Source organism: Citrobacter sp. wls711 (genome assembly GCF_005281055.1).
Taxonomy (GTDB): Bacteria; Pseudomonadota; Gammaproteobacteria; order Enterobacterales; family Enterobacteriaceae; genus Citrobacter; species Citrobacter gillenii.
Map to the genome: position 1 here is coordinate 83254 of NZ_SZXC01000008.1, position 17097 is coordinate 100350.

Consider the following 17097-nt stretch of genomic DNA (forward strand, 5'->3'; position numbering starts at 1 on the left):
GTATCTTAGCACAGTCTGTAACAAATTACTCAGTCGTTGGTATGGCAAGAAAGCGAACCGCGCGGGCAATGTCACGCGTGCGGGGTGCCGGTGGCAGGCTGGCCAGGAATGTCGCACCGTAAGGTCGCATGACCAGCCGGTTATCACAAATCACCAGGACGCCGCGATCGTCAGCGTCACGAATCAAGCGCCCCACCCCCTGCTTAAGCGTGATCACGGCATCCGGGAGCTGGACTTCGTCAAACGGATCGCCGCCGCGCAGCCGGCAGTCTTCCATCCGCGCTTTTAACAGCGGATCGTCCGGCGAGGTAAACGGCAGCTTGTCGATAATAACCAGCGACAGCGTATCACCTCGTACGTCCACACCTTCCCAGAAGCTGCTGGTCGCCACCAGCAGGGCATTGCCCGCACTGACAAACTGCTGCAATAGCTGCCCTTTGCTGGTTTCTCCCTGTAGCAGGACCGGGAGCGTCATGGTGGCACGAAACTGTTCAGCCAGGTCGCGCATCATCGCGTGCGAGGTACACAGCATAAAGCAGCGTCCATTGTTAGCTTCAATAATGGGGCGCAGCATGGCGGCCAGCTGACGCGCCGCCCCCGGCTGGTTAGTTTGCGGGAGATTGCGCGGCACGCACAGCAGCGCCTGGCGCGTGTAGTCAAAGGGGCTCGGCAACAACATTGATTCAGCCTGTTCAATGCCCAGTCGCGCGGTAAAGTGGCGGAGATCGTCGTTGACCGACAGCGTAGCGGAAGTAAAAATCCAGCAGCCCGGTTTTTGGTCCATCACCTCTTTGAATTTATCCGCTACGGTGAGTGGCGTCAGCGCCAGCGTAAAATGCCGTGAAGTGCATTCATACCAGTAGCTGAATCCCGGTTGGTTGATCTCCTTCAGGCGTTTCAAGCGGGCGCGATACAGCGTGGCGCGCTCGAACGCGGCATCCAGCAGCGCCGAACGTCCGAGCGACAGCTTCGCTACGTCATAGCACAGTTCCAGCGTGTCATCGAGCAGCAAAAATGCCCGCTGGACGCGCTGATCGGCCAGCAATTCACGCAGGTTACCGCGATAGCCCGGTTCGCCCAGCTGTAGACGGAAATCCTGCGCGCTTTGCGCCAGACGGTCGGCGCATTTTTGCAGTTGCTGGGTGTCTTTTAGCTCGGTGCGATAGGCGATGGTAATGTCTTTGGCCAGATCGAGCAGTTGGCGGCTGGAAAGCGACTGACCAAAATACTGGCTGGCGATATCCGGTAGCTGATGGGCTTCATCGAAGATCATCACGTCTGCCTCCGGGATCAGCTCCCCGAACCCGCTCTCTTTCACCACCATATCAGCGAGAAACAGGTGATGGTTAACTACCACCACATCGGCATCCATGGCTTTTTTACGCGCTTTAACGACAAAACAGTCTTTATACAGTGGGCAGTCGCTGCCCAGACAGTTGTCGTTGGTACTGGTCACCAGCGGCCATGCGTGCGAGTCTTCCGCCACGCTGACGCAGGTGCTGATATCACCATCAACGGTTTGATTCGACCACGAGCGCAGCAGGATCACGTCGCTTAAGGTTTGCACCGGCAGGTCACCGCCCGCCAACGCCTGTTGTTCAAGGCGTTCCAGACACAGGTAGTTAGAGCGCCCTTTCAGCAACGCCAGTTTGCCGGTAAATTTCAGCGCTTTTGCCACGGTAGGGAGATCGCGGCTGTAGAGTTGATCCTGCAGCGCTTTCGATCCGGTAGAAATGATCACTTTCTTACCGGCGCGCAGTGCAGGCGCAAGGTAGGCGTAAGTTTTCCCGGTCCCGGTCCCGGCTTCGACGACAAGCGGCTGTGATTTTTCAATGGCATGCGAGACGGCGACGGCCATCTGTCGCTGTGGTTCACGCGGTTTAAAACCCGGTATCGCTTTAGCCAATTGACCGTCTGCTGCAAAATCGTCCGTCACACTACCCCCTGTTCATTTGAACAGGGATTATGTCAGGCCAGCGGGTCTTTCGCCAGTTGAAGAGGTGACGAGGGCACAACATTATGGCAGTCTTGTCGCCAGCAGAAACCGATTAAATAAAAACGTAAATGAGGAATAATTTATGACTATCGTGCGCATTGATGCCGAGGATCGTTGGTCAGACGTGGTGATTCACAACAACACGTTGTATTACACCGGCGTACCGGAAAACCTGGATGCTGACGCGTTTGAACAAACGGCCAACACGCTGGCACAAATTGATGCGGTGCTGGAAAAACAGGGCAGCAACAAGTCACGTATTCTTGACGCGACCATTTTCCTGACGGACAAAAGCGACTTCGCCGCCATGAACAAAGCCTGGGACGCGTGGGTCGTTGCCGGTCACGCGCCCGTGCGTTGTACCGTACAGGCCGGGTTGATGAACCCGAAATACAAAGTCGAGATCAAGATTATCGCCGCAGTGTAACGAGCGTTACTCGTCTTCGTCCTCGTCTTCAAAACGCGCCACGATCCGTTCGCCGGTATGAGTGGCGCGAATTTCAGCCGCGACCTGAGTGATCGCTTCGCCGCTGCTCATCCCCTGTGACATCAGTTCGTGAATACGCTCGACTGCTTTTTGCTGCTGTTCATGACTGAGTGAAGGTAAACCTGCAAACATTGTTAACTCCTGCTAGATTGTCTGCGCTAATTATCCCATGCTACCGGGCAGTAAGCCAGTAAAGTAGTAACGAGTCAGGACTGATGAAAACGTTATCTCCCGCAGTAATTACATTACCCTGGCGTCAGGACGCCGCTGAACGCTATTTCTCGACCTTAAGCCATCTGCCGTGGGCGATGCTGCTACATTCGGGGCACGCCGACCACCCGCATAATCGCTTTGATATTCTGGTCGCCGATCCTGTGATGACGCTGGTCACGCGAGATGCAGACACCGCAGTGCATGACAAAGACGGAATCACGCACACGCCTGATGACCCGATGACGGTGTTACGCTCGGCGCTAACTTCACTGGCAATACGGCCCGATTATAATCCCGATCTTCCCTTCCAGGGAGGGGCGCTGGGCCTGTTTGGCTACGATTTGGGCCGACGCTTCGAAGCGCTGCCAAATGTCGCTGAACGTGATATCACCCTGCCGGATATGGCGGTTGGCATTTACGACTGGGCACTGATTGTCGACCACCAGCGGCAAACCGTGTCGCTGCTCAGCCACGGTGATGTGCAGGCCTGCCGCCACTGGCTGGAAAGCCAGCGCGCGCCAACGCGTGAGCCTTTTATGTTAACGTCAGCGTGGCAATCCAATATGAGCCGCGCGCAGTACGGCGAAAAGTTTCGCCAGGTACAGCGCTATCTGCACAGCGGGGACTGCTATCAGGTCAACCTTGCCCAGCGTTTTCAGGCGCAGTATCAGGGGGATGAATGGCTCGCCTTTGAGCGACTCAACCAGGCCAACCGCGCCCCGTTCAGTGCGTTTATCCGCCTTGAGGAAGGCGCAATCCTCAGCCTGTCACCAGAGCGGTTTATTCAGTTGGAAAATCGGCAGATCCAGACGCGTCCCATCAAGGGCACCCTGCCGCGACTGGACTCGCCAGATGCCGATCGTCAGCAGGCGCAAAGACTGGCAAACTCGCCTAAAGATCGTGCTGAAAACCTGATGATCGTGGATCTGATGCGTAACGACATTGGTCGCGTTGCCGTGCCGGGTTCGGTCGAGGTTCCCGAACTGTTTGTTGTCGAGCCCTTCCCTGCCGTGCACCATCTGGTCAGCACCATTACGGCGCGTTTGCCGGAATCGCTGCACGCCACGGATCTGCTGCGCGCCGCCTTCCCTGGTGGTTCCATTACCGGCGCGCCAAAGGTGCGGGCGATGGAAATTATTGACGAACTGGAACCGCACAGACGTAACGCCTGGTGCGGCAGCGTCGGCTATCTGAGCTTTTGCGGCAATATGGATACCAGTATTACCATCCGCACCCTGACGGCCACCGACGGACAGCTTTACTGTTCGGCTGGCGGTGGAGTTGTTGCGGACAGTCAGGAAGACGCGGAATATCAGGAAACGTTTGATAAAGTGAACCGTATTTTGCACCAACTGGAGAACTGAACCGTGGAAAACAGCAGCCTGACGCTTGATGACTTTTTATCGCGCTTTCTTCTTCTGCGCCCGCAGGTCAATCATGAAGCGTTAAACCAGCGCCAGGCCGCCGTGCTGATCCCGGTCGTTCGCCGCCCACAGCCGGGATTGCTGTTAACCCAACGCTCGGTGCATTTGCGTAAACATGCCGGACAGGTTGCCTTCCCGGGCGGAGCTGTAGACAGCAGCGACGTGTCGCTGATTGCCGCCGCGCTACGAGAAGCCGAGGAGGAAGTGGCCATTCCTCCTTCGTGCGTTGAGGTGATTGGCGTCCTGCCGCCGGTGGATAGCGTCACCGGTTTTCAGGTCACGCCAGTGGTAGGTATTATCCCGCCTAATCTGCCCTATCGTGCAAGCGAAGATGAAGTCTCTGCAGTATTCGAAATGCCGCTGGCGCAAGCGTTGCATCTGGGTCGTTATCACCCCTTAGATATCTACCGCCGGGGTGACTCGCATCGCGTCTGGCTTTCCTGGTATGAGCATTATTTCGTCTGGGGAATGACCGCCGGGATAATTCGTGAGCTGGCGCTGCAAATTGGTGTGAAGCCCTGACTATACTTATCTTTACGCACCGCAGACACAACCTGAAACGCCGGTCACAACATTAGTAAAACCGCGGTTATCTATTAGTTTAATTCATGTGAATAGTTAAGCCGATCGCCGCGTTCCCTCTTACACTATGCGCAGTTATAACATCGTTACTGGAAAGCCCAGTCGCCCTGTAGGAGTATTATCGTGATTAGTCTATTCGACATGTTTAAGGTGGGGATCGGTCCCTCATCTTCCCATACCGTAGGACCTATGAAGGCGGGTAAACAGTTCGTCGATGACCTGGTCGAAAAAGGATTACTGGACAACGTTACTCGTGTCGCCGTCGATGTGTATGGTTCACTGTCGCTCACGGGTAAAGGTCACCACACCGATATCGCCATTATTATGGGTCTGGCAGGCTATGAGCCTGCGACCGTGGACATCGACAGCATTCCCGGATTTATCCGCGATGTAGAAACGCGTGGACGCCTGCTGCTTGCGCAGGGTCAACACGAAGTCGACTTCCCACAAAACGACGGCATGCGTTTTCGCAACAGCAACCTGTCGCTGCATGAAAACGGTATGCAAATTCATGCCTACAACGGTGACACCGTTGTTTACAGCAAAACATATTATTCCATTGGCGGTGGTTTCATCGTTGATGAAGAACACTTTGGTCAGGACGCGGCGAATGAGGTCAGCGTACCTTATCCGTTCAAATCTGCCGCTGAAATGCTGGAGTACTGCAACAGCACCGGTCTGTCGCTCTCTGGCATGGTAATGCAGAACGAACTTGCGCTGCACAGCAAAAAAGAAATTGAAGAGTATTTTGGTAACGTCTGGCATACCATGCAGGCCTGTATCGATCGTGGGATGAACACCGAAGGCATTCTGCCGGGGCCGCTGCGCGTGCCTCGTCGTGCCTCTGCCCTGCGTCGTATGCTGGTCTCCAGCGACAAACTCTCCAACGATCCGATGAACGTGATCGACTGGGTGAACATGTTTGCGCTGGCCGTAAACGAAGAGAACGCCGCGGGTGGTCGCGTTGTGACAGCGCCGACCAACGGTGCTTGCGGCATCGTGCCTGCGGTTCTGGCTTATTACGATCACTTCATTGAGCCCGTCAGCCCGGATATCTATACCCGCTATTTCCTGGCGGCCGGTGCAATTGGCGCGCTGTACAAAATGAATGCCTCTATCTCTGGCGCAGAAGTGGGCTGCCAGGGCGAAGTCGGTGTGGCATGTTCTATGGCCGCAGCAGGTCTGGCAGAGTTACTGGGTGCGAGCCCGGAGCAGGTATGTGTGGCTGCCGAAATCGGTATGGAACACAACCTCGGCTTAACCTGCGATCCGGTTGCCGGACAGGTCCAGGTGCCGTGCATTGAGCGTAACGCTATTGCTTCCGTGAAGGCGATCAACGCGGCACGTATGGCCATGCGTCGTACCAGCGCCCCGCGCGTCTCGCTGGATAAAGTCATCGAGACCATGTACGAAACCGGCAAGGACATGAACGCCAAATACCGCGAAACCTCCCGCGGTGGCCTGGCGATCAAAGTTCAGTGTGACTAATACTTAATTTTCGCCCATCTGCGACGGATGGGCGAATTTGCTTCCCCTCCCTCGTCTACGGTAATTTTCCCCACTACACTTGCTCTGTTGCTGTTGGCTTCTGTGACCAACGGCTTATCGGGCGGCCCGCATGCAAACAGCACAACGGATCATCAAAAATTATCGCCGTAATCGCTTAATCGTCTGCACAGTTTGTGCACTACTGACGCTCATTCTTACATTATCTGTCCGATTTATTTCGGAGCGTAATTTAAATCATCACTCCACCGTCACGTTCGCTAACCATGCTGTAGAAGAGCTGGATGATATCCTGCTGCCGTTGCGGACCGGACGTGATGTGCTGCTGCCGTTAATTGGCCTGCCCTGCTCGGTGGCGCGTTTAGCCCTGAGCAAGCACGCCGCCAGACTGCAAACCGTGCGCTCTATTAACCTGGTTCAGGGTGGCATCCTCTATTGTTCGAGTATATTTGGCTATCGCAATGTGCCCATCAAGCAGTTGCAACCTGAATTGCCCAGCCGCGAGCCAGAGCTACTGTTATCCACCGATCATTCGCTCATTAAGGGCAGCCCTATTCTGACGCAATGGTATCCGTCGTCTGCCAATGGCGAAGATGGGGTGCTGGAGATCGTCAATATTGAATTATTGTCGGGCATGCTGCTTGAACCACAGCCTCCGCAAATTACACATGCCAGTTTAACCATCGGTAAGCGGCATCTGCTGTACGGACAAGGCGTCGTCGACAAGCTACCAGAGAGTGACGGCGAACAACACTACCAACTTTCATCACAACATTTCCCCTTTGCCATCAGCGTCAGCGGACCAGGAGCCAGCGAACTGGCGTTAAGACACCTGCCCACCCAGTTACCGTTAGCGGTCATGCTCAGCTTATTAGTGGGGTATCTGGCCTGGCTGGCGACCGCTAACAGAATGAGTTTTTCCTGGGAGATTAATCTGGCCCTCGCCGAGCGGGAGTTTGAGCTATTTTGCCAGCCACTACTGAACGCCAGCACCCAGCAGTGTACGGGCGTTGAAATTCTCTTACGCTGGAATAACCCGCGCCAGGGCTGGATTTCACCTGAAGTGTTCATCCCTATCGCGGAAGAGCACAACCTGATTGTCCCCCTGACTCGTCGCGTCATCGCAGAAACCATTCAGCAACGGCACGTTTTCCCAATGAGCAGCCAGTTTCATATCGGTATCAACGTCGCCGCCAGCCATTTTCGTGACGGTATGTTGTTAAAAGACCTTAATCAGTACTGGTTCAGTCAGCATCCCATCCAGCAACTGGTGATTGAACTGACCGAGCGCGACGCGCTGCTGGATGTCGATTATCGACTGGTGCATGAACTTCACCGGCTGGGGGTAAAACTGGCCATTGACGATTTCGGTACCGGCAACAGCTCGCTCTCGTGGCTGGAAAAGTTGCGCCCGGATGTACTGAAGATTGATAAATCCTTTACCTCTGCGATCGGGACTGATGCCGTCAATTCGACCGTTACTGACATCATCATCGCACTGGGGAAAAAACTGAATATTGAACTGGTAGCTGAAGGGGTTGAAACGCAGGCGCAGGCCCAGCATTTACGGCGACATGGCGTGAATGTATTGCAGGGATTTCTGTATGCCAAGCCGATGCCGCTGCGCGATTTTCCTCAATGGCTGGCGGGCAGTAGTACACCACCACCCGCCCGGCATAACGGGCATATCATGCCTGCTATGCCGTTTCGGTAGGTCAAATTATTCGTCTTCGTGGTGAGCGGATTGCTCTTTAACAATACGAACGAGATCCACACGATAGTCGTTCGCTTCGACAATGGTGATGCTTAGCGGTGCAACCTCAATCACATCGCCAACACGCGGAATGTGACCGTTAGCCGCGATAACCAGCCCCGCCACCGTCGCAATGTCTTCGTCTTCGTCCACCAGCGTATCAACGTCAAGCGCCTGCTGCAGAGCGTGCAGATCGGTGCCGCCTTTAACCAGCCAGCCACCCGCATCGGCGATGATTTCCGGTGTTTCATCAGCATCCGGGAACTCACCGGCAATGGCTTCCAGAACATCCAGAGGGGTCACCAGACCCTGAACAACGCCAAATTCGTTGGTAACGATAACGAAGCTGCCACGGGCACGACGCAACACGCCCAACAGATTAATCGGATCCAGCGTTTCTGGGACCACGATGGCTGGTGACGCTGAGGCAATTGCTGCCACATCTACGCCGTCTTCGAGGGCCACTAACAGTTCTTTCGCCCGCACGATACCGATAATTTCGTCCAGTTCACCACGACACACCGGGAACAGGCTGTGTGGGGAAGAGAGCAGCTGTTCACGAATTTCTGCCACGCTCAGATCTGCATCCACCCAGCTGATTTCGCCACGCGGTGTCATAATGCCGCGCAAAGAACGTGAGGCCAGCGACAGCACGCCGTTGATCATATAGCGTTCTTCTTCAACAAATGCCCCTTCCGGAACGGGTACCGGCACCGGGTTGTCAGACTCCATCTGCACACCGGCCTGACGTTTACCGCCCATCAAGCGCACAATGGCCTCGGCGGTACGTGCACGCAGCGGCAGCGTCGACTGGTGGCGAATAAAGTTGCGACGAGCAATCTGGTTAAACAGTTCGATAATAATCGAGAAGCCGATCGCAGCGTACAGATAACCTTTCGGAATGTGGAAGCCAAACCCTTCGGCTACCAGGCTCAAACCGATCATCAACAAGAAGCTCAGACACAGCACCACGACCGTCGGATGTTGGTTCACGAATCGCGTCAGTGGCTTGGACGCCAGCAGCATCACCGCCATCGCAATCACCACCGCCGCCATCATTACCGGCAGGTGGTTCACCATACCGACGGCTGTAATCACCGCATCCAGCGAGAAGACCGCATCGAGGATCACAATCTGCGTCACGACAACCCAAAAGCTCGCATAGCCTTTTGACTGGCCGGTATCATGCTCACGGTTTTCCAGTCGCTCATGCAGTTCAGTGGTAGCCTTGAACAACAGGAAGATACCTCCCAGCAGCATAATCAGGTCACGCCCCGAGAACGAATAGTCCATCACCGTGAACAGCGGTTTCGTCAGTGTCACCATCCACGAGATCACGGACAGCAGCGCCAGACGCATAATCAGCGCCAGCGACAACCCGATCAGACGCGCTTTATCCCGCTGTTTAGGCGGCAGCTTATCAGCCAGAATCGCAATAAAGACCAGGTTATCAATACCCAGAACAATTTCGAGAACAACAAGCGTGAGCAAACCCACCCAAATCTGCGGGTCCATTAAGAATTCCATGACAAGCTCCTGCTCAAAGAATGGCTAAACTGCGCCCTGAACATCTCAGGCGTTGAAGCAATATGCAGATAAAGTGTGTGGCAAAAAGTGCCAAACTGACAGGCGCTAAGCGGCCTTGAGGTGAAATGACGTCGGTGACGATCCATACGGTGGGCTACTGCCCTATACTCCTGATTAATTAAATATATGCTAAACATAACAGACACAACCGGTTTTTAGCAAAGATTTACCTTCCTTTGCAATAAGTTGTGTCGGAGATATTTTACTCTTCGAAATTTCTTTTAATCGAAAGTTAAATTACGGATCTTCATCACATAAATTATTTTTTTCGATATCTAAAATAATTCACGAAAATCATAGGTTTTTCATTGTAACCCTTATCTGAATCGATTCGCTTGCGGACGACGATTCAAAATACATCTCGTTGTCGATGTGTTAACGATAATAAAGGAGGTAGCAAGTGACCATTGCTATTGTAATAGGCACACATGGTTGGGCTGCAGAGCAGTTACTTAAAACAGCAGAAATGCTGTTAGGCGAGCAGGAAAACGTCGGCTGGATCGATTTCGTTCCAGGCGAAAATGCTGAAACGCTGATCGAAAAGTACAACGCTCAGTTGGCAAAACTCGATACCAGTAAAGGCGTGCTATTTCTCGTTGATACATGGGGAGGCAGCCCGTTCAACGCTGCGAGCCGCATTGTCGTCGACAAAGAGCATTACGAAGTGATCGCTGGCGTGAACATTCCCATGCTGGTCGAAACCTTTATGGCGCGTGATGACAACCCAAGCTTTGATGAATTAGTCGCACTGGCAGTAGAAACCGGTAGCGAAGGCGTGAAAGCGCTGAAAGCAAAACCGGTAGAAAAAGCCGCTCCGGCCCCAGTTGCTGCAGCAAAAGCAGCGGCGCCGGCTAAACCGATGGGTCCGAACGATTATATGCACATCGGCCTCGCACGCATCGATGACCGCTTAATCCACGGTCAGGTAGCCACCCGCTGGACCAAAGAAACCAACGTCACGCGCATTATCGTCGTCAGCGATGAAGTTGCCGCAGATACGGTGCGTAAAACGCTGTTGACGCAGGTTGCGCCTCCAGGCGTAACGGCGCACGTGGTGGATGTCGCGAAAATGATCCGCGTCTACAATAACCCGAAATATGCAGGCGATCGTGTGATGCTGCTGTTCACCAACCCGACCGATGTTGAACGTGTCGTGGAAGGTGGCGTAAAAATCACCTCGGTAAACATTGGTGGCATGGCTTTCCGTCAGGGTAAAACGCAGGTTAACAACGCGATTTCCGTTGATGAAAAAGACATCGAAGCCTTCAAGAAACTCAACGCACGCGGCATTGAACTCGAAGCCCGTAAGGTTTCTACCGATCAGAAACTGAAAATGATGGATTTGATTGCCAAAGCGAAATAACCCGCTGGCATTTACTTAGTTTTCACACTTAAGTCTGTATAGCAATAGGAGAAGTACAATGGAGATTACCACTCTTCAGATTGTGCTGGTGTTCATCGTCGCATGTATCGCGGGTATGGAGTCGGTACTCGATGAATTTCAGTTCCACCGTCCGTTGGTGGCCTGTACGCTGATTGGTGCCGTTCTCGGGGACATGAAAACCGGTATTATCATCGGTGGTACCCTGGAAATGATCGCGCTGGGTTGGATGAACATCGGTGCCGCCGTTGCACCTGATGCCGCACTGGCCTCAATTATTTCTACCGTTCTGGTTATCGCAGGTCACCAAAGCATCGGTGCCGGTATCGCGCTGGCTATCCCGCTGGCAGCAGCTGGCCAGGTTCTGACTATCATCGTTCGTACCATCACAGTCGCCTTCCAGCACGCTGCGGATAAGGCGGCTGAGAGCGGCAACTTGACGGCGCTCTCCTGGCTGCATGTGTCCTCGCTGTTCCTGCAGGCAATGCGTATCGCGATCCCTGCGGTTATCGTGGCGATTTCTGTCGGCACCAGTGAAGTCCAGGGCCTGCTCAACGCCATCCCTGAAGTGGTCACCGGCGGCCTGAACATCGCGGGCGGTATGATCGTCGTCGTCGGTTATGCGATGGTCATCAACATGATGCGCGCAGGCTACCTGATGCCGTTCTTCTACCTCGGTTTCGTCACCGCGGCATTTACCAACTTTAACCTGGTTGCACTGGGTGTGATTGGCGCAGTTATGGCCATCCTCTACATTCAGCTGAGCCCGAAATATAACCGCGTAGCGGGTGCGCCAGCGCAAGCTGCTGGCAACAATGACCTTGATAACGAACTGGACTAGCAGGTGAGCGAAATGGTTGATATGACTAAAACTACCACCGAGAAAAAACTCACTCCGAGTGACATTCGTGGCGTGTTCCTTCGTTCTAACCTGTTCCAGGGTTCATGGAACTTCGAACGTATGCAGGCGCTGGGTTTTTGCTTCTCCATGATACCGGCAATTCGCCGTTTGTACCCGGAGAACAACGACGCGCGTAAGCAGGCTATTAAGCGTCACCTGGAATTCTTTAACACCCATCCTTATGTTGCGGCACCGGTTCTTGGCGTAACGCTGGCGATGGAAGAACAGCGTGCTAACGGCGCAGAGATTGACGATGGTGCCATCAACGGTATCAAAGTCGGTCTGATGGGTCCGCTGGCAGGCGTAGGTGACCCGATCTTCTGGGGTACCGTGCGTCCGGTATTTGCCGCCCTCGGTGCGGGTATCGCGATGAGTGGCAGCCTGCTAGGCCCACTGCTGTTCTTCATCTTGTTCAACGCGGTCCGTCTGGCAACACGCTACTACGGTGTGGCCTACGGTTACCGTAAAGGTGTCGATATCGTTAAAGATATGGGCGGCGGCTTCCTACAGAAACTGACTGAGGGGGCGTCAATCCTCGGCCTGTTTGTCATGGGGGCCCTGGTGAATAAGTGGACGCACGTGAACATCCCGCTGGTGGTTTCCACCATCACCGGTCAGGATGGTCAGACTCGCGTAACCACCGTGCAGACCATCCTTGACCAGCTGATGCCGGGCCTGGTACCGCTGCTGCTGACCTTCGCCTGTATGTGGCTGCTGCGTAAGAAAGTGAACGCTCTGTGGATTATCGTTGGCTTCTTCGTCATCGGTATCGCGGGTTACGCTGTCGGCCTGCTCGGCCTGTAAGACTGCTATACCATACCGGGGGCTCTGCTCCCGGTTTTTCTATTTAGAGGGTTAAGGATTCATGACTATCACGGACCTGGTGCTGGTTCTTTTTATACTGTCGCTGCTGGCGTTTGCCATCTACGATCAGTTCATCATGCCCCGCCGTAATGGCCCTACTCTGCTTGCTGTTCCCCTGCTGCCCCGTAGTCGTGTCGATAGCGTTATCTTCATTGGATTGATCGCGATTCTCATCTACAACAACGTCACCAGCCATGGGGCGCAATTCACTACCTGGTTATTGTGTGCGCTGGTATTGATGGGAATATATTTGTTCTGGATCCGCACGCCAAAAATCATCTTTAAACAGAAAGGGTTTTTCTTCGCCAATGTTTGGGTGGAATATAGCCGGATTAAAGAGATGAATTTGTCGGAAGATGGCGTACTGGTGATGCAATTAGAACATCGGCGATTGCTGATCCGCGTACGAAATATAGACGACCTCGAGAGAATATATAAACTTCTCATATCAAATCAATGACATAGAAACATAGCCTGAACTATGTTATTTGTATATTGACGTAAAACAAACATAGCACAGGCTATATTCACGTTCTCTTTTTGCTATTTAATTTAACGCATTATCGACAATTAAATCTAAATGAAAATCGTTTTCAATTAGAAGTCAAATAATATCCCCCCGTTTCTTGTTTTATATTCTCAAAATATGTTAAGGTTGCGCCCGTCATTGGGGAGTAGCCGATTTCCAGACTCCGGAAATGTACGTGTCAACATACTCGTCGCAAGGCGTGGCGCGTACGGACTGTAAACATACAGTCAGGCGAGACCATAGACACATCAACTGCAATGCATGTCTCCTGAACCGCGTGTTCGGGCGTGCATGGTTACTGGGGGCAGTGATGTGTTTAATGGATACCCCGGTCAGGACGCTGTTATGAATCTCACCGCTACTGTTCTTCTCGCCTTCGGCATGTCGATGGATGCATTCGCTGCATCAATTGGTAAAGGTGCTACGCTACACAAACCTAAATTCTCTGAAGCTCTGCGCACTGGCTTAATTTTCGGCGCTGTCGAAACGCTGACCCCGCTGATTGGTTGGGGTATGGGCATGCTGGCGAGTAAATTCGTACTCGAGTGGAACCACTGGATTGCCTTCATCCTGCTGATTTTTCTCGGTGGACGAATGATAATCGAAGGTTTCCGTGATAACGGTGATGAAGATGAAGAGCCGCAGCGTCGCCACGGTTTCTGGCTGTTAGTGACCACCGCCATTGCCACCAGCCTCGATGCGATGGCCGTCGGCGTCGGTCTGGCTTTCCTGCAGGTGAACATTATTGCCACCGCGCTGGCTATCGGCTGCGCCACGCTAATTATGTCCACGCTGGGGATGATGATCGGCCGTTTTATCGGCCCCATGCTGGGTAAACGTGCTGAAATTCTCGGCGGGGTGGTGCTAATTGGTATCGGTGCCCAGATCCTCTGGGCACATTTCCACGGTTAATTCACACGCTGCCAGATATGAATACTAAAGTCTGTCTGGCAGTCAAATGTCGTTTTCCCCGCCAGCGTTTCCCAGACTTCCGGTTTTGCCCGCCAGGCAAAAGGCGTCATTTGCAGTAATGCCACAGCCTCGCTACCGCTAAGCTGCATCTGATAGCCCAACGCAATACTCTGCTGCAGAGCAAAGCCTTCCAGCTGTTCCGTGTGTGGCGCATGCAAACGCACCTCATCGTAAATCAGCCCTTTCAGCTCCATTAAATGGCGCGGGCCCGGCGTGGCCGTTATCACCCATCCCCCCGGCTTCACCACGCGCGCCAGCTCCAGAGCTTTACAGGGGGCGTAGATCCTGACAATGGCATCCATTGAAGCATCGGCAAAAGGCAGCCGATGACTTGACGCAACACAAAATGTCACCTGCGGATAACGCCTTGCTGCGGCCTTGATCGCCACCTTCGAGACATCCAGACCAAAGGTCATACTTCCTGCCAGCGCATCGGCAAACGCGTGCGTGTAATACCCTTCCCCACAGCCGATATCGAGAATCGCCGCGTCACCTGGCGTTAACGTTTCCTGGAGAACATTCACAATCGCCTCACGCAGCGGCTGATAGTGGCCGGCATCGAGAAATTCCCGACGTGCCTGCATCATTTCCGCACTGTCACCTGGATCGCGCGAGCGTTTGTGTTGAACAGGCAGTAAGTTGACATACCCTTCTTTCGCCACATCAAACTGATGCCGCCCAGGGCAGGCAAAACTGTTGTTATCTTGAGTAAGAGGCTGATGGCAAAGGGGACAGGAAAACAACATGACAACTCCGGCAGATGGCTTCAGGGCGCAAGTGTAACGCGAATTGCGCCCAGGGAAAATAACTTACAGCGCCGGAGAGACGTCGTTATTACCGTGCATTACCAGCAAGTGTTCCGAGTCAGCGGGCATGCCATCCGGTTTAACGTTTTCCAGACGCAGCACATCCCCCATTATCTGACTAAAGACGGGGGCCGATACGGCACCACCGTAATACGCCCCATTTTGCGGGTTGTTGATAACCACCACCAGCGCAAACTTAGGATCGCTTGCCGGAGCCACGCCCGCCGTGTATGCCACGTATTTATCGACATATTTGCCGTCATCGCCAATTTTCTTTGCCGTCCCGGTTTTTACCGCCACGCGATAATCTCGTACCGCAGCCTTTGTTCCCCCACCGCCGGGCAGCGCGACGCTTTCCATCATATGCTCAACCTGATGAACTAACGCCTCAGACATGACGCGTCGGCCTATTACCGGCGGATCGATACGGGTGATGGACAGCGGTCGATAGATGCCAAAACTGCCAATGGTGGCGTAAACGTGTGCCAACTGTAGCGGCGTGACCATTAATCCGTAGCCGAAGGCAAAGGTTGCGCGATCCAAACTGCTCCAGTAACGTCGCTGAGGCATTAAGCCGCTGCTTTCGCCAGTCAACCCTAGACCTGTCGGTTCGCCAAAACCAAAGCTCTTGTAGGTGTCCAACAATCGCTGAATGGGCATAGCTAATGATAAATGTGACACGCCGGTATCGCTCGATTTTTGCAAAATACCGGTCAGCGACAACTCAGGATAATAGCCAACATCGCGAATACGGTGCCCGTCAAGATTAAAGGGGTGGGTATCAATCACGCTGTCGGGCTGTACAATTCCCTGTTGCAGGGCAGTCATAAGCACCAACGGCTTAACGGTAGATCCTGGCTCAAAGGTATCGCTGATCGCGCGGTTACGAAAATCGTCCAGCACCGCACCGTCGCGGTTATTGGGGTTGAAATCCGGGAAACTCGCCATCGACAATATTTCCCCTGTGGCGATGTTGATCAGTACCGCCGCCCCCGACTCGGCTTTATTCCACGTCACGGCATTGTCCAGCGCATCCTCGGTGACCGTCTGCAAGCGTTCATCGATGCTGAGCTGTAACTCATGCGCGGGTACCGGCATCACTTCCGTGATGTTCTCAATCACATGACCAAATTTGTCTTTACGCACCAACCGCGAGCCGGGTTTGCCCATCAACTGGCTATTAAAGCTTTTCTCTACCCCTTCAATACCCTGGCCATCAATATTGGTGAAGCCAATCAAATTCGCGGCAACGTGGCCGGCGGGATAGAAACGACGGGACTCTTCGCGAAGATTAATCCCCGGAAGATTCAGGTTATCAACCCACTGCGCCTGTTGGGGTGAAATCTGGCGCGCCAGGTAGATAAACCGTCCGGCGGGGTTACTATTAACGCGTTCCGCCAGTGCGCTAAGCGACAAATTCAACGTTTTTGCCAACGCTTGCCAGCGCTCGTTATACCCGACACCACCTTTGCTAATAATCGTCTTAGGATCGGCCCAGACAGCATTAACCGGTACGCTCACCGCCAACGGTCGCCCTTCTCTGTCGGTAATCATTCCACGCGGTGATGCCGTCGTTACTTCACGTAACGAGCGCATGTCCTCCTGCTTCACCAGACTGGTCGGCGTGACGATTTGCAACCACGCAACCCTGCCAAGGAGCAGCCCCAGACTCAATAAAATTGCCGCGCAAAGCAGGGCAAAACGTACGGGAGTAAAATTGCGTGCATCGCCGTCGTTTTTCTTTTTCACCTGTTCTCCAGCAAGATAGTTTTTCAGGTGACTGATTTAACGAGAATTAGCGACAGAAAGCGGGGAAAAGAATGCTACGAATATCACGCCTTTGCAACAAAGCGCTAATGGGAGGGCATTTTGAAATACTTTGACGTAATCTGAATTAAAAAGCCCCGCAAATGCGAGGCTTTATATCTGAAATTGCTGCGCCTGAGCGCTTCAAATCAGTGGTTTCGATCAGATAGCTGTTACGTTAACAGCAGCCGGACCTTTCTGGCCGTCCTGAATTTCGAACTCAACGTTCTGGCCTTCAGCCAGAGTTTTGAAGCCGTTACCCTGGATTGCAGAGAAGTGTACGAACACAT

17 protein-coding genes and 1 riboswitch are annotated in these 17097 nt (G+C 53.5%); of the genes, 10 read left to right on the forward strand and 7 right to left on the reverse strand.

Annotated elements, in window-relative coordinates:
* Positions 1-25: 25 nt before the first annotated feature.
* A complete protein-coding gene (locus tag FDW98_RS04385; RefSeq protein WP_096756719.1) occupies positions 26-1936 on the reverse strand; it encodes an ATP-dependent DNA helicase in 1911 nt (636 codons plus the stop codon).
* A gap of 142 nt (positions 1937-2078) precedes the next feature.
* Between FDW98_RS04385 and FDW98_RS04390 the strand changes: the two genes are divergently transcribed.
* Positions 2079-2423: a RidA family protein gene (locus tag FDW98_RS04390; RefSeq protein WP_096756718.1), complete on the forward strand. Its 345-nt coding sequence runs from the start codon at positions 2079-2081 to the stop codon at positions 2421-2423.
* A gap of 6 nt (positions 2424-2429) precedes the next feature.
* Here the strand turns inward: FDW98_RS04390 and FDW98_RS04395 are convergent, their stop codons facing one another.
* On the reverse strand, positions 2430-2615 hold the full coding sequence (locus FDW98_RS04395; protein WP_096756717.1) for a YoaH family protein: 186 nt from the start codon (positions 2613-2615) through the stop codon (positions 2430-2432).
* 83 nt (positions 2616-2698) lie between these two features.
* On the opposite strand from FDW98_RS04395, the gene pabB reads away from it, so the two are divergent.
* The 4 genes from pabB to FDW98_RS04415 all read left to right on the forward strand — a co-directional run bounded on the left by pabB (position 2699) and on the right by FDW98_RS04415 (position 7922).
* Positions 2699-4060, forward strand: a complete 1362-nt coding sequence (gene pabB / locus FDW98_RS04400; RefSeq protein WP_170975195.1) for an aminodeoxychorismate synthase component 1 — start codon at positions 2699-2701, stop codon at positions 4058-4060.
* 3 nt (positions 4061-4063) lie between these two features.
* Entirely contained in the window at positions 4064-4642 is a 579-nt protein-coding gene (locus FDW98_RS04405) for a CoA pyrophosphatase (protein ID WP_096756715.1), read from the forward strand.
* Positions 4643-4825: 183 nt separating this feature from the next.
* Positions 4826-6190 (forward strand): L-serine ammonia-lyase, encoded by a 1365-nt coding sequence (sdaA, locus tag FDW98_RS04410; RefSeq protein WP_137398744.1) that lies wholly within the window; start codon positions 4826-4828, stop codon positions 6188-6190.
* A 130-nt stretch (positions 6191-6320) separates the two neighbouring features.
* Positions 6321-7922 carry an EAL domain-containing protein gene (locus FDW98_RS04415; RefSeq protein WP_096756713.1) on the forward strand — a complete coding sequence of 534 codons (1602 nt, stop codon included), beginning with the start codon at positions 6321-6323 and terminating at the stop codon, positions 7920-7922.
* Positions 7923-7928: 6 nt separating this feature from the next.
* Here the strand turns inward: FDW98_RS04415 and yoaE are convergent, their stop codons facing one another.
* Both yoaE and FDW98_RS23775 read right to left on the reverse strand, forming a co-directional pair.
* Positions 7929-9488, reverse strand: coding sequence for a CNNM family cation transport protein YoaE (yoaE, locus tag FDW98_RS04420; RefSeq protein WP_096756712.1), 1560 nt, complete (start codon positions 9486-9488; stop codon positions 7929-7931).
* On the reverse strand, positions 9476-9685 hold the full coding sequence (locus FDW98_RS23775) for a hypothetical protein (RefSeq protein WP_096756711.1): 210 nt from the start codon (positions 9683-9685) through the stop codon (positions 9476-9478). The genes yoaE and FDW98_RS23775 overlap by 13 nt, the downstream gene beginning before the upstream one ends.
* 263 nt (positions 9686-9948) lie before the next feature.
* Here FDW98_RS23775 and manX point away from each other — a divergent pair, with 263 nt between their 5' ends.
* The 5 genes from manX (at position 9949) to mntP (ending at position 14135) form a co-directional block, all read left to right on the forward strand.
* A complete protein-coding gene (gene manX / locus FDW98_RS04425; RefSeq protein WP_096756710.1) occupies positions 9949-10911 on the forward strand; it encodes a PTS mannose transporter subunit IIAB in 963 nt (320 codons plus the stop codon).
* 58 nt (positions 10912-10969) lie between these two features.
* On the forward strand, positions 10970-11770 hold the full coding sequence (locus FDW98_RS04430; protein WP_096756709.1) for a PTS mannose/fructose/sorbose transporter subunit IIC: 801 nt from the start codon (positions 10970-10972) through the stop codon (positions 11768-11770).
* Positions 11771-11782: 12 nt separating this feature from the next.
* Positions 11783-12634: a PTS mannose transporter subunit IID gene (locus tag FDW98_RS04435; protein WP_096756708.1), complete on the forward strand. Its 852-nt coding sequence runs from the start codon at positions 11783-11785 to the stop codon at positions 12632-12634.
* Between the two features lie 61 nt (positions 12635-12695).
* Positions 12696-13154: a DUF986 family protein gene (locus FDW98_RS04440; protein WP_096756707.1), complete on the forward strand. Its 459-nt coding sequence runs from the start codon at positions 12696-12698 to the stop codon at positions 13152-13154.
* 197 nt (positions 13155-13351) lie between these two features.
* Positions 13352-13452: riboswitch (yybP-ykoY riboswitch) on the forward strand.
* A 116-nt stretch (positions 13453-13568) separates the two neighbouring features.
* The gene (mntP, locus tag FDW98_RS04445; protein WP_020996621.1) at positions 13569-14135 is read left to right on the forward strand and encodes a manganese efflux pump MntP; all 567 of its coding nucleotides are present in this window, start codon (positions 13569-13571) and stop codon (positions 14133-14135) included.
* Here mntP and rlmA read toward each other — a convergent pair.
* From rlmA to FDW98_RS04460, 3 genes are all read right to left on the reverse strand, one after another.
* Positions 14132-14941, reverse strand: a complete 810-nt coding sequence (rlmA, locus tag FDW98_RS04450) for a 23S rRNA (guanine(745)-N(1))-methyltransferase (RefSeq protein ID WP_096756706.1) — start codon at positions 14939-14941, stop codon at positions 14132-14134. The genes mntP and rlmA overlap by 4 nt on opposite strands.
* Before the next feature lie 63 nt (positions 14942-15004).
* Positions 15005-16750 carry a peptidoglycan glycosyltransferase FtsI gene (gene ftsI, locus FDW98_RS04455; RefSeq protein ID WP_096756705.1) on the reverse strand — a complete coding sequence of 582 codons (1746 nt, stop codon included), beginning with the start codon at positions 16748-16750 and terminating at the stop codon, positions 15005-15007.
* Positions 16751-16969: 219 nt separating this feature from the next.
* Positions 16970-17097, reverse strand: a 128-nt coding sequence (locus FDW98_RS04460) for a cold shock domain-containing protein (RefSeq protein WP_047525752.1), incomplete at its 5' end; no start/stop codon positions are given.

What these genes read in the sequence shown, in the direction of transcription:
- FDW98_RS04395 (WP_096756717.1), bottom strand. Translation starts at nt 2,615, where the DNA reads ATGTTTGCAGGTTTACCTTCACTCAGTCATGAACAGCAGCAAAAAGCA.
- pabB (WP_170975195.1), top strand. Translation starts at nt 2,699, where the DNA reads ATGAAAACGTTATCTCCCGCAGTAATTACATTACCCTGGCGTCAGGAC.
- FDW98_RS04430 (WP_096756709.1), top strand. Translation starts at nt 10,970, where the DNA reads ATGGAGATTACCACTCTTCAGATTGTGCTGGTGTTCATCGTCGCATGT.
- mntP (WP_020996621.1), top strand. Translation starts at nt 13,569, where the DNA reads ATGAATCTCACCGCTACTGTTCTTCTCGCCTTCGGCATGTCGATGGAT.
- FDW98_RS04390 (WP_096756718.1), top strand. Translation starts at nt 2,079, where the DNA reads ATGACTATCGTGCGCATTGATGCCGAGGATCGTTGGTCAGACGTGGTG.
- FDW98_RS04440 (WP_096756707.1), top strand. Translation starts at nt 12,696, where the DNA reads ATGACTATCACGGACCTGGTGCTGGTTCTTTTTATACTGTCGCTGCTG.
- yoaE (WP_096756712.1), bottom strand. Translation starts at nt 9,488, where the DNA reads ATGGAATTCTTAATGGACCCGCAGATTTGGGTGGGTTTGCTCACGCTT.
- rlmA (WP_096756706.1), bottom strand. Translation starts at nt 14,941, where the DNA reads ATGTTGTTTTCCTGTCCCCTTTGCCATCAGCCTCTTACTCAAGATAAC.
- FDW98_RS04435 (WP_096756708.1), top strand. Translation starts at nt 11,783, where the DNA reads ATGGTTGATATGACTAAAACTACCACCGAGAAAAAACTCACTCCGAGT.
- FDW98_RS04415 (WP_096756713.1), top strand. Translation starts at nt 6,321, where the DNA reads ATGCAAACAGCACAACGGATCATCAAAAATTATCGCCGTAATCGCTTA.
- FDW98_RS23775 (WP_096756711.1), bottom strand. Translation starts at nt 9,685, where the DNA reads ATGTTTAGCATATATTTAATTAATCAGGAGTATAGGGCAGTAGCCCAC.